Genomic DNA, 12699 nt, shown 5'->3' on the forward strand with positions numbered 1-12699 from the left:
ACCGTCATGACTGTCTTCGCCGAGAACGCCGCCCCGCCCGACGCCCCCGCCCGCGCCCGTGCCGTCGTCGATCTGGACGCGCTGCGGGCCAATGTGCGTGCCCTGCGCGAGCGGGCGTCCGGCGCGCAGCTGATGGCTGTTGTGAAGTCGGACGCGTATGGGCACGGGGCCGTGCCGTGTGCCCGTGCCGCGCTGGACGCGGGGGCGACCTGGCTCGGCACCGCCACTCCGCAGGAGGCACTCGCTCTGCGCGCGGCCGGGCTGCCGGGGCGGATCATGTGCTGGCTCTGGACGCCCGGAGGGCCCTGGCGGGAGGCCATCGAGGCCGATCTCGATGTGTCCGTGAGCGGCATGTGGGCGCTTGAGGAGGTCGTCGCCGCGGCGCGTGCCGTGTCCCGGACCGCTCGGGTGCAGCTCAAGGCCGACACCGGGCTCGGGCGCAATGGCTGTCAGCCCGGCGAGGACTGGGCCGCGCTGGTGGACGCCGCCCTGCGCGCCCAGGCCGAGGGGCTCGTCCGGATCACCGGGCTCTGGTCCCACTTCGCCTGCGCCGACGAACCCGGGCACCCCTCCATCACCGCCCAGCTCACCCTCTTCCGCGCGATGCTCGCCGAGGCGGAGGCCCGAGGCGTGACCCCCGAGGTACGGCACATCGCCAACTCCCCGGCCACCCTCACCCTCCCCGAGACCCACTTCGACCTCGTACGCACCGGGATCGCCGTCTACGGCCTCTCGCCCAGCCCCGAGATCGGCACCCCCGCCGACTTCGGACTGCGGCCCGTGATGACGCTCACCGCGTCGGTCGCGCTGGTCAAGCAGGTGCCGGGCGGACACGGCGTCAGTTACGGGCACCACTACACCACCCCGGGCGCGACCACCCTCGGCCTCGTCCCCGTCGGATACGCCGACGGCATCCCCCGGCACGCCTCCGGCACCGGGCCCGTCCTGGTCGGCGGCAAGTGGCGGACCGTCGCCGGACGGATCGCCATGGACCAGTTCGTGGTCGACCTCGGCGGCGACGAACCCCCGCCCGGCGCCGAGGCCGTGCTGTTCGGACCGGGCGACCGGGGCGAACCCACCGCCGAGGACTGGGCCCAGGCCGCCGGGACCATCGCGTACGAGATCGTCACCCGGATCGGGACCCGGGTCCCGCGTATCCATGTACACGCGGATGGGAGCGGGGCGTGAGCGACGGGGGCGCCGGGACCAACTGGCGCAAGGCGACCGGCATCGCCGGGGCCGCCATAGGCGTGCTCGCGGCGGGCGCGGCGGCCGGGGTCGCGATAGAGCGGATGACCGTCGGACGCGGGATGCGGCAGCGGGCCCGGCTCGCGCTGGACTCCGCCGGACCCTACGGCGCCCTGCGCGGCACCCCCGGCCGGGCGTACGCCGACGACGGCACCGAGCTGTACTACGAGGTCGACGACGTCGAGAAGGAGGAGGGGGACTCCGGGCGGCGGCGCCGGCTGTTCGGCCGCAAGGCGCCCGCCCCCGTCACCGTCGTCTTCAGTCATGGCTACTGCCTCAACCAGGATTCCTGGCACTTCCAGCGGGCCGCGCTGCGCGGGGTCGTCCGCAGCGTGTACTGGGACCAGCGCAGCCACGGCCGCTCCGCGCGCGGCACCGCCCAGATCGAGCGGCGGGAGCCGGTCAGCATCGACCAGCTCGGCCGCGATCTGAAGGCGGTGCTCGACGACGCCGCCCCTGAGGGGCCGATCGTGCTGGTCGGGCACTCCATGGGCGGGATGACGATGATGGCGCTCGCCGCGCAGTTCCCCGAGCTGGTCAGGGACCGGGTGGTGGCCGTCGCCCTGGTCGGCACCTCCGCCGGGCGGCTCGGCGAGGTCACCTACGGGCTCCCGGCGGCCGGGGTCAACGCGGTACGGCGGGTGCTGCCGGGGGTGCTCAAGGCGCTCGGACAGCAGGCCGAGCTGGTGGAGCGGGGGCGGCGGGCGACCGCCGATCTGTTCGCCGGGATCATCAAGCGGTACTCGTTCGCCACCCGGGACGTCGACCCGGCCGTCGCCCGGTTCGCCGAGCGGATGATCGAGGCGACCCCCATCGACGTCGTCGCCGAGTTCTACCCGGCGTTCACCGAACACGACAAGAGCGAGGCGCTGGCCCTCTTCACCGACCTGCCGGTCCTGGTGCTGGCCGGGGTCCAGGATCTGATCACGCCCAGCGAGCACAGCGAGGCCATCGCCGACCGGCTGCCCGACGCCGAACTGGTCCTCGTCCCGGACGCCGGGCACCTGGTGATGCTGGAGCATCCCGAGGTGGTCACCGACCGTCTCGCCGACCTGCTCACCCGCGCGGGCGCCGTCCCCGCAGGGGCTACGGTGGGTGGCTATGGAAGCAGCAGCACCGCGCACCCCGGCTGACCACCGCGTCGAGCTGACCGTCACGTCCCCCGAGCGGATGCGGGAGCTGGGCCGCCGCCTCGCCGCCCTGCTGCGCGCCGGGGACCTGGTCATGCTCACCGGTGAGCTGGGCGCCGGGAAGACCACGCTGACCCGGGGGCTCGGCGAGGGTCTCGGTGTGCGTGGTGCGGTCACCTCGCCGACCTTCGTGATCGCCCGGGTGCATCCCTCGCTGGGCGACGGTCCGCCGCTGGTCCATGTCGACGCCTACCGGCTGGGCGGCGGGCTGGACGAGATGGAGGACCTCGACCTCGATGTCTCGCTGCCGGAGTCGGTGATCGTGGTGGAGTGGGGCGAGGGCAAGGTCGAGGAGCTGACCGACGACCGGCTCCATGTGCTGATCCACCGGGCCGCCGGGGACACCACGGACGAGATCCGCCGGGTCACTGTGAGAGGGGTCGGGGCGCGGTGGGGCGCGGTGGATCTGGAGCCGCTGGAGTCGCTGGGGGGCTGAGCCATGGGGCTGAGCCGTGCGGTGGGTCTGGGGTCGCCGACCGGCTGACCCGTGGGGTGGGTCTGGGGTCGCCGACCGGCTGAGCCGTGGGGTGGGTCTGGGGTCGCCGACCGGCTGAGCCGCAGCAAGCCCACCTGCCCCGTACACCTCGCCCGCCGTCCGGCGTACTTTCCGACAAGCCGTCGGGAAGATATTGCGCCGGGCCCGTTCGCCGTGGTCACATGGTATCCCGAGCGTAGTTAGGTTCACCTAACCAGTGACCGGCCGCGCTCACTGCCCGCCCCCGAACCTCAGGAGGCGTCCATGCCGGTCACGGAACCCACCCCGCAGCCCCAGCCGAGGCCCCGGCCCGCCGAGGTGGTGTCCATGGCGGAGCTGCTGGCGTCCTGCGCGGCGGCGGAGCTGATCTCCACCCCGCCGCCCGCCCCCGAACCGGCTGTCGCCCGCCCGCTCAGGCCGCAGGCCCCGTCCCCATCGCGAGCGGCGTGATGTCGATCCGCCCGTGCTGAAGCACCTCGCCCAGCGTCCAGGCGGTGGTGAGATGGCGGTAGGAGTCCGGTGGGGTCACTTCGAGCCGGGTCGGGTTCTTCTCCGCCTTCGTGGGCTCCCCGGTCGCCGGTACGACCGTCCAGTGCAGCACCGTGTACACGCTCTGGCCCGGCTTCAGGGTGAGCTGCGGGGTGCTGCCGGGGTCCCGTACGACCTGGGTGGTGACCTTGCCGCCGTGGGCGTTCAGGAGCTGGAGCCCGACATAGCCCTGGGTGCGGACGGATGTGTCGGTCTTGTTGGTGAGGATCACTGCGGCGTAGCGCTGGCCCGCGCCGGGGCTCAGGGCGTGCACGCGCACGGTCAGGGAGTCGGTGTCCGCCCAGCCGGGGCGGCTCGCCGCCAGTGAGGGGGCGGCGGCGAGGCCGGTGAGGGCCACCGCCGAGACGGTGGTGAGGGCGATCGGTATCGCCAGGCGCCGGGTGGCGCGCCTACCGTGCTGACCGCGATTGCTGCGATTGCCGCGCTTACCGCGCTTGCCGAGGAGCATGACCGTTCGTTCCCTTCCAGAGACCCGGTGCGGGTCTCTCCGAGGGGTAGGAGAACGTACGTACGGATATGGTTTCGGCCGATTCGCTCCCTTTACCGTACGGGGTGAGGAATTGACCCGCCATTGGTCATGCCTAGCCCCTTTGCGGGGGCGGAGCCGCTTCCTGGAGCCCGCTCAGCGGATCACGACCACCTTCGCGCCGATCGTCGCGAACTCCCACAGCGCGTCCCCGTCCTCCCGGGTCTCCCGGATGCCGCCCGTGCGCACCGCCGGGTCGGGCGCCGGGGTGGTGCCGTCGACCGCCGCGCTGAAGCCGATGGCGACGCCCTCGACCATGGTGAACCGCACCACGTGCTCGATCGGCGTGCCGTCGGAGCCGACCGCCCGGTTGGAGCGGGAGGTGACGGAGTAGGACCCGGGCTCCGGATCGACCATCGAGGGGGTGACCATGAACGACCGCTTGACCTTCTCGCCGGGGGCCACCAGCCACACCCGGTCGTCGTCCAGCGAGTACACGACCCGCTCCCCGCGCCCGCTGCCCCCCGGCAGCGCCGCCGGGTGCCGGGTGTCGCGCGCGGCCCTGGGGACGTCGGCGGAGGCGGACGCCTGCGGGCCCGGCAGGTGGGCGGGGGCGCTCGCCGACGCCTGGTAGGTGAGGAACCCGACCGTGCCCAGGGCCGCCGCGGTGAGCCCGAACACGATCCCCGAGCTGCTGCTTGTCACCGTCGCCCACCTCTGCGTAGTACGGAGTACGTGCCTCCGGGCGACCGTAACAGCCACCGGGCCGCCGACCGGGGCGGCGGTGCGCGCCTCGCGATCGCCGTACGCTGTTTGCGTGCTCTTGCTCGCTCTGGATACCGCCACCCCCGCCGTCACCGTCGCCCTGCACGACGGCACGGACGTCATCGCCTCGGCCGCCCAGGTCGACGCCCGCCGCCACGGCGAGCTGCTGCTGCCCACCGTGGACCGGGTGCTGGCCGAGGCCGGGCTCCGGCTGGACGCCGTCACCGCGATCGTCGTCGGCACCGGCCCCGGTCCGTACACCGGGCTTCGGGTCGGACTGATGACCGCCGACACCTTCGGCCTCGCCCTCGGCGTCCCCGTGCACGGACTGTGCACCCTCGACGGCCTGGCGTACGCCGCCGATCTGCCCGGCCCCTTCGTGGTGGCGACCGACGCCCGCCGCAAGGAGGTCTACTGGGCGCGCTACGCCGACTCCCGCACCCGGCTGACCGACCCCGCCGTCGACCGCCCCGCGGACATCGCCGAGCAGGTCGCCGGGCTGCCCGCGGTCGGCGCGGGCGCGCTGCTCTACCCGGAGACCTTCCCGGCCGTCCACGAGCCCGAGCACGTCTCCGCCGCCGCCCTCGCCGCGCTGGCCGCCGAGCGGCTCGCGGCGGGCGTGGAACTGCCCGAGCCCCGCCCGCTGTACCTGCGCCGCCCGGACGCCCAGGTCCCCAAGAACTACAAGGTGGTCACGCCGAAGTGACGACAGCGACGACACCGGCCGCCCCGACTGCACCGGGTCCCCGGCTGCGCGAGATGCGCTGGTGGGACATCGACCCGGTACTGGAGCTGGAGAAGGCACTCTTCCCGGAGGACGCGTGGTCGCGCGGGATGTTCTGGTCCGAGCTGGCGCACGCCCGGGGACCGGAGGCGACCCGCCGCTATCTGGTCGCCGAGGACGGCGGCGGACGGGTGGTCGGGTACGCCGGGCTGGTCAGCGGCGGTGAGCAGGCCGACGTGCAGACCATCGCGGTCGCCCGGGAGCTGTGGGGCAGCGGGCTCGGCGCCCGGCTGCTCACCGAGCTGCTGCGGGCCGCGACCGCCTTCGAGTGCGCCGAGGTGATGCTCGAATGCCGGGTCGACAACGTCCGCGCGCAGAAGCTGTACGAGCGGTTCGGCTTCGAGCCGATCGGCTTTAGGCGCGGCTACTACCAGCCGGGGAACGTGGACGCGCTGGTGATGCGGCTCAGCGACCCGGCGCGCTTGCTGAACGGACCGGCCGCGGGCGTCGACGCTCCGGAAGGTGCCGCCGATGTACGAGAAACCGCTGAACGCGAGACCGCTGAACGAGGAACCGAGAGCGATGGCTGACGAACCCCTGGTCCTGGGAATCGAGACCTCCTGCGACGAGACCGGTGTCGGCATCGTGCGCGGCACGACCCTGCTGGCCGACGCCGTCGCCTCCAGCGTCGACGAACACGCCCGCTTCGGCGGCGTCGTCCCCGAGGTCGCCTCGCGCGCCCACCTGGAGGCGATGGTCCCGACGATCCAGCGCGCCCTGAAGGACGCCGGGGTCACGGCGAAGGACCTGGACGGCATCGCGGTGACCGCCGGTCCCGGGCTCGCGGGCGCCCTGCTGGTCGGTGTGTCGGCGGCGAAGGCGTACGCCTACGCGCTCGGCAAGCCGCTCTACGGCGTCAACCATCTCGCCTCGCACATCTGCGTCGACCAGCTGGAACACGGACCGCTCCCGGAGCCGACCATGGCGCTGCTGGTCAGCGGCGGCCACTCCTCCCTGCTGCTCTCCTCCGACATCACCTCGGACGTCCGGCCGCTCGGCGCGACCATCGACGACGCGGCGGGCGAGGCGTTCGACAAGATCGCCCGGGTGCTGAACCTGGGCTTCCCCGGCGGCCCGGTCATCGACCGGTACGCCCGTGAGGGGGACCCGGACGCCATCGCCTTCCCGCGCGGACTCACCGGCCCGCGCGACGCGCCGTACGACTTCTCCTTCTCCGGGCTGAAGACGGCGGTGGCCCGCTGGATCGAGGCGAAGCGGGCGGCGGGGGAGGAGGTGCCGGTGCGGGACGTGTCGGCGTCCTTCCAGGAGGCGGTGGTCGACGTCCTGACCCGCAAGGCGGTGCGGGCCTGCAAGGACGAGGGCGTCGGGCATCTGATGATCGGCGGCGGAGTGGCCGCCAACTCCCGGCTGCGGGCGCTGGCACAGCATCGCTGCGAGGCGGCCGGCATCCAACTGCGGGTACCGCGCCCCAAGCTGTGCACGGACAACGGGGCGATGGTCGCGGCGCTGGGCGCGGAGATGGTGGCACGCGGCCGGTCGGCGTCCGACTGGGACCTGTCGGCGGACTCGTCGCTCCCGGTGACGGACCCGCACGTACCGGGCCACAGCCATACGCACGACCATGTGCACGAGGTCAGCAAGGAGAACCTCTACTCGTGACCGTGGCGCTGATGTGGGAGGCACGGGCGGAGCCGGGGCGGGGCGCGGACCTGCTGGAGTGGGTACGGGGGCAGCGCCCGGCCGGGCCCCAGCCGCTGCGCCGGGAGACGTTCGCCGCGCCCCAGGACCGGGTGCTGGTGGTGACCTGGTGGGACGCCCCGTACGACGCGGACCTCCCGGAACTGCCGGAACCGGCCGGGGAACTGGTGACCCGGGCGGTGCACCGCTGGCGTTTCGAGTCGGTGGACGTGGAGCACGACTGACTCCATGACCCTGCCTGAAGAGGTGACACCGTCTGACGGGGCGGCCCCGCCGGGAGCGGTGACCCCGTCTGAAGCCGTGACGCCGGACGCCCCCGCCGTCATACGCACGCCCCTGCTCACCCAGCAGTGGCTGGATCTCGCCTTCCTGCACTGGGCGGTGGAACCGTCCGCGGTGGCCCCGCTGCTGCCGCCGGGCACCACGCCGGACACCTACGAGGGGGCCACGTACGTCGGGCTGGTCGCATTCCGGATGCACCGGGTGGGCTGGTTCCGGCTGCCGGGAGTGCCGTATCTGGGGAGCTTCCCGGAGACCAATGTCCGGCTGTACTCGGTGGACGGTCACGGGCGCCGGGGGGTCGTGTTCCGCTCGATGGACGCGGCGCGGCTGATCCCGGTGGCGATGGGCCGGGCGGGGTTCCGGCTGCCGTACCTGTGGTCCCGGATGACGGTCCGGACGGACGGCGACACGGTCCGGTACACCAGCGAACGGCGCTGGCCGGGGCCGCGCGGGGCGTACTGCCGGATCGCGGTGCGGCGCGGGGAGCGGATCACCGACCCGACCGGTCTCGAACACTTCCTCACCGCGCGCTGGGGTATGCACAACGCCTTCTTCAACGGGGCCGCGTATCTGGCCAACGACCATCCGCGGTGGCCGCTGTACCGGGCGGAGTTGACGGAGTGCCGGGAGAACCTGATCGAGGCGGCGGGGCTCCCGGCGCCGCAGGGGCCGCCGGTGAGCGTGCTGTACTCGCCCGGGGTGCCGGTGCGGCTGGGGCGTCCGGGGCGGCGGACGGCGGGGATTCCCACGCCCTGAGCGTGGCCGAATCTGAGAATCACCGAAGAAAACCCTTACCGGCGGCGACCGTTGTAACAAATCGGACTTAGGTTCGTGTGTGTGACTTCACACGACAAGCGCGGGGACGCCGACGGGCAGACGGCTGACGGGGAGTCGGCCGGGACGGCTGACGGGAAGACAGCCGAGTCGGCCGAGTCGGCCGACGGGGAGACGGCCGATGGAGGGTCGGCCGAGACTCCTGACGGGGAGACGGGGGATGCCGCGCGACCGCGCCCGCGGCGGCGGACGACCCTGCTCAAGGCCGCGGGTGCCGCAGTCGCCGGAGTCATGGTCCTCGGTGCCGCCGCCGGTGGCTGGGTGTACTGGAAACTCAACGACAACATCACCAGCGTCGACATCAACAGCGCGCTGGGCGACGACCGCCCCGCCAAGCCGGTCGTCTCGCCGTCCTCCTCCTCCGCCGCCCCCCTCCCCGGCCAGGCCATGAACATCCTGGTGCTGGGCTCGGACTCGCGCACCGGCGCCGAGAACCAGCGCCTGGGCGGCGGCAGCGAGGGCAGCGCCCGCTCCGACACCGCGATGGTGTTCCACATCGACGCGGGCGGGACGTCCGGCCAGGTCGTCAGCATCCCCCGCGACACCCTCGTCACCCGTCCCGCCTGTCCGCTGCCGGACGGCGGCGAGAGCCCGGAGCGGCACGGGGTCATGTTCAACACGGCGTACGCGGTCGGCGGACCGGTGTGCGCCGTGAAGACGGTCGAGTCCTTCACCGGCGTCCGCATGGACCACTATCTGGAGATCGACTTCGCCGGGTTCGCGCGGCTGGTGGACGCGGTCGGGGGCGTCACCGTCACGCTCGACCAGGACATCGACGACGACAAGTCCCACCTCACGCTGGAGGCGGGCACCCACACCCTGGACGGCGAACAGGCCCTCGGTCTCGCCCGTACCCGCTACGGCCTGCCCGGCGGCAGCGACCTCGCCCGGATCGAACTCCAGCAGCGGTTGGTCAAGGCGCTGCTGACCCGGATATCCGACACGTCCCTGCTGACCGACCCGGCCAGGCTCTACGACGTCGCCATCACCGCCACCGCGAGCATCACCACCGACACCGGGCTGGACTCGCTTCCCGAGCTGGTCGGCTTCGCGCAGAGCCTGCGCGCGCTGGAGCCGGGCGCGATGGAGACGGTGACCCTGCCGGTGGTCCGGGCGCCGTCCGACCCCAACCGGGTGGTGGCGGACGAGCCGGAGGCGAGCGAGTTGTGGGCGTCCCTGCGCTGATCGCCCCCCGCCGGAAAATACTTCCGCGCGCGTGTCGATCGCCCGTCCTCCCGTTCGACGCACAGGGTGAGAGGCGGAAAAAAGGAACCCGCCCCCGACCCGAGAGCGAGCGTCACCATGCCGCGCTACATGTCCCTGATCCGGATCGACGAGAAGAACTCCCCCGAGGGTGGCCCGAGCAATGAGCTGATGGAGCGGATGGGGGTCCTGCTGGAGGAGATGACCAAGGCCGGGGTGATGCTGGACACCGGCGGTCTGCGCCCCACCGGCGAGGGCAGCCGGGTGCGCTGGGAGGGCGGGAAGATCTCCGTCACCGACGGCCCCTTCACCGAGACCAAGGAGGTCATCGGCGGTTACGCCCTGCTCCAGTGCAAGGACCGCGCCGAGGCCGTCGAGTGGGTCACCCGCTTCCTGAAGGTGCACGAGGACTACTGGACGGTGACCTGCGAGATCCGGGAGATCGAGGCGGGCTGACCGACCGGCCCGCAACCTGCTTGGCTCCCGGCGCCGCGCGGTGTTCGATGGGGGACTGTGAACGCACAGCCCCTGTCCGACCCGCGCGGCCCGGCCGGTCCCCGGGACGACCCGGACGGCTCCACCGCCGCCACCGGTGCCATCGAGACCGTCTTCCGGCTGGAGTCCCCGAGGATCATCGCCGCCGTCACCCGGATCGTCCGGGACATCGGCATAGCGGAGGAGATCGCCCAGGACGCCCTGGTCACCGCCCTGGAGCAGTGGCCGCGCGACGGAGTGCCGGACAACCCCGGCGCCTGGCTGACGACCACCGCCCGGCGCCGGGCGATCGACCTGGTGCGCCGCCGGGAGAACTACGCCCGCAAGCTGGCGGAGATCGGCCGCGACCTCACCGACACACCACCGCCGCCGGAGCCCGCCGACCCCGAGGACATCGACGACGACCTGCTGAGGCTGGTCTTCACCGCCTGCCACCCGGTCCTGGCGCCCGAGGCCCGGATCGCCCTCACCCTCAGGCTGCTCGGCGGGCTGACCACCGCCGAGATCGCCCGCGCCTTCCTGGTCCCGGAGCCGACCGTCGCGCAGCGGATCGTCCGCGCCAAACGCACCCTCGCCACCAGGAACATCGCCTTCGAGGTCCCCTACGGCCCCGACCGCGAGGCCCGGCTCGGCTCGGTCCTTGACGTCATCTACCTGATCTTCAACGAGGGGTACGCCGCCACCGCCGGGGACGACTGGCTGCGCCCGGCGCTGTGCGAGGACGCCCTGCGGCTGGCCCGGCAACTGGCCGCGCTGATGCCGAAGGAGTCCGAGGTGCACGGGCTGGCGGCGCTGCTGGAGTTCCAGTACGCGCGCACCGCCGCCCGCACCACGCCGGACGGCACCCCGGTCCTCCTCAAGGACCAGAACCGCCGCCGCTGGGACCGGCTGCTGATCGCCCGGGGTGTCCACGCCCTCACCCGGGCCGACGCCACCGCCACGGGTCCGCTGGGCCCGTACGCCCTCCAGGCCGCCATCGCCGCGTCCCACGCCCACGCGTACACCTACGAGGAGACCGACTGGCGGCGCATCGCCACGCTGTACGCCCTGCTGGCCGCCCGCACCCCGACGCCGGTCGTGGAACTCAACCGCGCGGTGGCCGTCTCGATGGCGGAGGGCCCGGCGCGGGCCCTGGAGATCGTCGACGCGCTCGCCGACACCCCGGCCCTCCGCGACTACCACCTGCTCCCCAGCGTCCGGGGCGACCTCCTCCAGCGCCTGGGCCGCCCGGAGGAGGCAAGAGCGGAATTCACCAGAGCGGCCACCCTGACATCCAACGAGAGAGAAAGAACCCTGCTGCTCAACAAGGCACGGGAGGTGTAAGGGCTTTTCAGCGGCGGACGTCCCCCCTCCACCGCCGGGTGCGACGAAGGCTTTTAGGGGCGCGGGGAACTGCGCGAACAGCCCCCACCCACCCGCACTCTCCCCCGTGCCTCGGCGGACGTCCCCCCATCCACCGCCGGGTACCGCCAAGGTTCCTAGGGGCGCTGGGGGTACCCCCTCTGGGGGAGGAACTGCGCGACAAGCCCCCACCCACCCGCACCCGCCACTCAACCCCACCCACCCCCCTCAGACGCGCCGCCCCAGCAACATCACGGGAGCCCCACCGGCTCGCGTGAGAAAAACCGTCGCCGCCCCCTCCCCCCGCGGCTTCACCATCCGCCGCAACTCCTCCGGCTCCACAGCCGACCCCCGCTTCTTCACCGTAAGATTCCCCACCCCCCGCTCCCGCAGCACCGCCTTCAGCCGCTTCACCCCGAACCCCATCCGATCCGTGATCTCATAAGCCGTCGCATAAGGCGTACGCACCAACTCATCCCCCGTCACATACGCGATCGTCGGATCGATCAACCCGCCCCCCACCTCCGCCGCGACCTCCGCCACCAGATGCGCCCGGATCACCGCCCCGTCGGGCTCGTACAGATACCGCCCCACCTCCCGCACCGCCGGATCGGGCAACCCCCGCCCCCGCAGCGTGAACTCCCCCGGCAGCAGCGTCGCCCGCACACCTCCCGCCCGCGGCCCCCCGAACCACAGCACCGCCTCCTTCACATCCCCCCCGTCCGAGACCCACTCCGCCTCCGCGGCCTCGGGCACGGCCTCGTGCGGAATCCCGGGCGCCACCTTCAGCACCCCGAACCGCGCCCTCCCCGCCGCCTCCACGGCCCACGACAAGGGCGGCGAGTACGCCTCGGGATCGAAGATCCGCCCCCGCCCCCCACGCCGCGCCGGGTCCACGAACACGGCGTCGTACGCCGCCACGTCGACCTCCCTGACATCCGCCTCCCGGACGTCGATCAGATCGGCCAGCCCCAGCGCCTCGGCATTGGCACGGGCGACGGCGACCGTACGGGGATCGCGGTCCACGGCGAGGACCCGCACCCCCGCGCGGGCGAGCGCGACGGCGTCCCCGCCGATCCCGCAGCACAGATCCGCCACCGAGGTCACCCCCAGCTCCCGCAGCCGCCGCGCCCGGTACGCGGCGACCGACGCCCGGGTCGACTGCTCGACCCCGTCCGGCGTGAAGTACATCCGCCCGGCGTCCTCCGCCCCGAACTTCGCCACCGCGCGCTGCCGCAGCCGCGCCTGGCCGAGTGCGGCGGAGACCAGCTCGGCGGGGTGGGTGCGGCGCAGCCGGGTGGCGAGGGCGAGTTCCCGCGCGGGATCGAAGTCCCGTACCTCGTCGAGCAGCGCACGGCCTTCGGGGGTGAGCAGGGGGGCGAGGGCGTCGGCGTCGTTCACCGGGTCA

Annotated in this window: 15 protein-coding genes; 11 read left to right on the forward strand and 4 right to left on the reverse strand. The window is 73.1% G+C overall.

Annotated features, from left to right (window positions below):
* The first annotated feature begins 6 nt into the window (after positions 1–6).
* From alr to tsaE, 3 genes are read left to right on the forward strand one after another with little or no spacing between them, the layout of a single operon-like run.
* Positions 7–1188, forward strand: a complete 1182-nt coding sequence (gene alr, locus AB0D49_RS02745; protein WP_362749576.1) for an alanine racemase — start codon at positions 7–9, stop codon at positions 1186–1188.
* Positions 1185–2381: an alpha/beta hydrolase gene (locus AB0D49_RS02750; protein ID WP_362749578.1), complete on the forward strand. Its 1197-nt coding sequence runs from the start codon at positions 1185–1187 to the stop codon at positions 2379–2381. Before alr ends, AB0D49_RS02750 begins: the two co-directional genes overlap by 4 nt.
* Positions 2350–2874, forward strand: coding sequence for a tRNA (adenosine(37)-N6)-threonylcarbamoyltransferase complex ATPase subunit type 1 TsaE (tsaE, locus tag AB0D49_RS02755; RefSeq protein ID WP_362749581.1), 525 nt, complete (start codon positions 2350–2352; stop codon positions 2872–2874). Before AB0D49_RS02750 ends, tsaE begins: the two co-directional genes overlap by 32 nt.
* Before the next feature lie 290 nt (positions 2875–3164).
* Here tsaE and AB0D49_RS02760 read toward each other — a convergent pair whose 3' ends face one another.
* From AB0D49_RS02760 to AB0D49_RS02770, 3 genes are all read right to left on the reverse strand, one after another.
* On the reverse strand, positions 3165–3287 hold the full coding sequence (locus AB0D49_RS02760) for a hypothetical protein (RefSeq protein ID WP_362749584.1): 123 nt from the start codon (positions 3285–3287) through the stop codon (positions 3165–3167).
* A 38-nt stretch (positions 3288–3325) separates the two neighbouring features.
* Positions 3326–3910 carry a DUF4232 domain-containing protein gene (locus tag AB0D49_RS02765; RefSeq protein WP_362749588.1) on the reverse strand — a complete coding sequence of 195 codons (585 nt, stop codon included), beginning with the start codon at positions 3908–3910 and terminating at the stop codon, positions 3326–3328.
* A 174-nt stretch (positions 3911–4084) separates the two neighbouring features.
* Positions 4085–4633, reverse strand: coding sequence for a hypothetical protein (locus AB0D49_RS02770; protein WP_362749591.1), 549 nt, complete (start codon positions 4631–4633; stop codon positions 4085–4087).
* Positions 4634–4745: 112 nt separating this feature from the next.
* Between AB0D49_RS02770 and tsaB the strand changes: the two genes are divergently transcribed.
* The 8 genes from tsaB (at position 4746) to AB0D49_RS02810 (ending at position 11273) form a co-directional block, all read left to right on the forward strand.
* Positions 4746–5399, forward strand: a complete 654-nt coding sequence (gene tsaB / locus AB0D49_RS02775) for a tRNA (adenosine(37)-N6)-threonylcarbamoyltransferase complex dimerization subunit type 1 TsaB (protein WP_362749594.1) — start codon at positions 4746–4748, stop codon at positions 5397–5399.
* 53 nt (positions 5400–5452) lie between these two features.
* On the forward strand, positions 5453–6007 hold the full coding sequence (rimI, locus tag AB0D49_RS02780) for a ribosomal protein S18-alanine N-acetyltransferase (protein WP_362750716.1): 555 nt from the start codon (positions 5453–5455) through the stop codon (positions 6005–6007).
* Positions 6000–7097 carry a tRNA (adenosine(37)-N6)-threonylcarbamoyltransferase complex transferase subunit TsaD gene (gene tsaD, locus AB0D49_RS02785; RefSeq protein ID WP_362749597.1) on the forward strand — a complete coding sequence of 366 codons (1098 nt, stop codon included), beginning with the start codon at positions 6000–6002 and terminating at the stop codon, positions 7095–7097. The genes rimI and tsaD overlap by 8 nt, the downstream gene beginning before the upstream one ends.
* Positions 7094–7360, forward strand: a complete 267-nt coding sequence (locus tag AB0D49_RS02790) for a hypothetical protein (RefSeq protein ID WP_362749600.1) — start codon at positions 7094–7096, stop codon at positions 7358–7360. Before tsaD ends, AB0D49_RS02790 begins: the two co-directional genes overlap by 4 nt.
* Before the next feature lie 58 nt (positions 7361–7418).
* Complete coding sequence (locus tag AB0D49_RS02795) at positions 7419–8174, forward strand: DUF2071 domain-containing protein (RefSeq protein ID WP_362749603.1); 756 nt, start codon at positions 7419–7421, stop codon at positions 8172–8174.
* 309 nt (positions 8175–8483) lie between these two features.
* Positions 8484–9437 (forward strand): LCP family protein, encoded by a 954-nt coding sequence (locus AB0D49_RS02800; RefSeq protein ID WP_362750720.1) that lies wholly within the window; start codon positions 8484–8486, stop codon positions 9435–9437.
* 117 nt (positions 9438–9554) lie between these two features.
* On the forward strand, positions 9555–9911 hold the full coding sequence (locus AB0D49_RS02805; protein ID WP_362749606.1) for a YciI family protein: 357 nt from the start codon (positions 9555–9557) through the stop codon (positions 9909–9911).
* Positions 9912–10052: 141 nt separating this feature from the next.
* A complete protein-coding gene (locus AB0D49_RS02810; RefSeq protein ID WP_362750723.1) occupies positions 10053–11273 on the forward strand; it encodes a sigma-70 family RNA polymerase sigma factor in 1221 nt (406 codons plus the stop codon).
* A gap of 246 nt (positions 11274–11519) precedes the next feature.
* Here the strand turns inward: AB0D49_RS02810 and AB0D49_RS02815 are convergent, their stop codons facing one another.
* The gene (locus tag AB0D49_RS02815; RefSeq protein ID WP_362750726.1) at positions 11520–12692 is read right to left on the reverse strand and encodes a methyltransferase domain-containing protein; all 1173 of its coding nucleotides are present in this window, start codon (positions 12690–12692) and stop codon (positions 11520–11522) included.
* Positions 12693–12699: the final 7 nt, after the last annotated feature.

This window comes from Streptomyces sp. NPDC048290 (assembly GCF_040652095.1).
In the GTDB taxonomy this organism is placed as follows: domain Bacteria; phylum Actinomycetota; class Actinomycetes; order Streptomycetales; family Streptomycetaceae; genus Streptomyces.

Bases quoted from the DNA above. Each gene is read 5' to 3' on its own strand.
- tsaD (WP_362749597.1), top strand. From the start codon at position 6,000: ATGGCTGACGAACCCCTGGTCCTGGGAATCGAGACCTCCTGCGACGAG.
- AB0D49_RS02800 (WP_362750720.1), top strand. From the start codon at position 8,484: ATGGTCCTCGGTGCCGCCGCCGGTGGCTGGGTGTACTGGAAACTCAAC.
- alr (WP_362749576.1), top strand. From the start codon at position 7: ATGACTGTCTTCGCCGAGAACGCCGCCCCGCCCGACGCCCCCGCCCGC.
- AB0D49_RS02805 (WP_362749606.1), top strand. From the start codon at position 9,555: ATGCCGCGCTACATGTCCCTGATCCGGATCGACGAGAAGAACTCCCCC.
- AB0D49_RS02765 (WP_362749588.1), bottom strand. From the start codon at position 3,910: ATGCTCCTCGGCAAGCGCGGTAAGCGCGGCAATCGCAGCAATCGCGGT.
- rimI (WP_362750716.1), top strand. From the start codon at position 5,453: ATGCGCTGGTGGGACATCGACCCGGTACTGGAGCTGGAGAAGGCACTC.
- tsaE (WP_362749581.1), top strand. From the start codon at position 2,350: ATGGAAGCAGCAGCACCGCGCACCCCGGCTGACCACCGCGTCGAGCTG.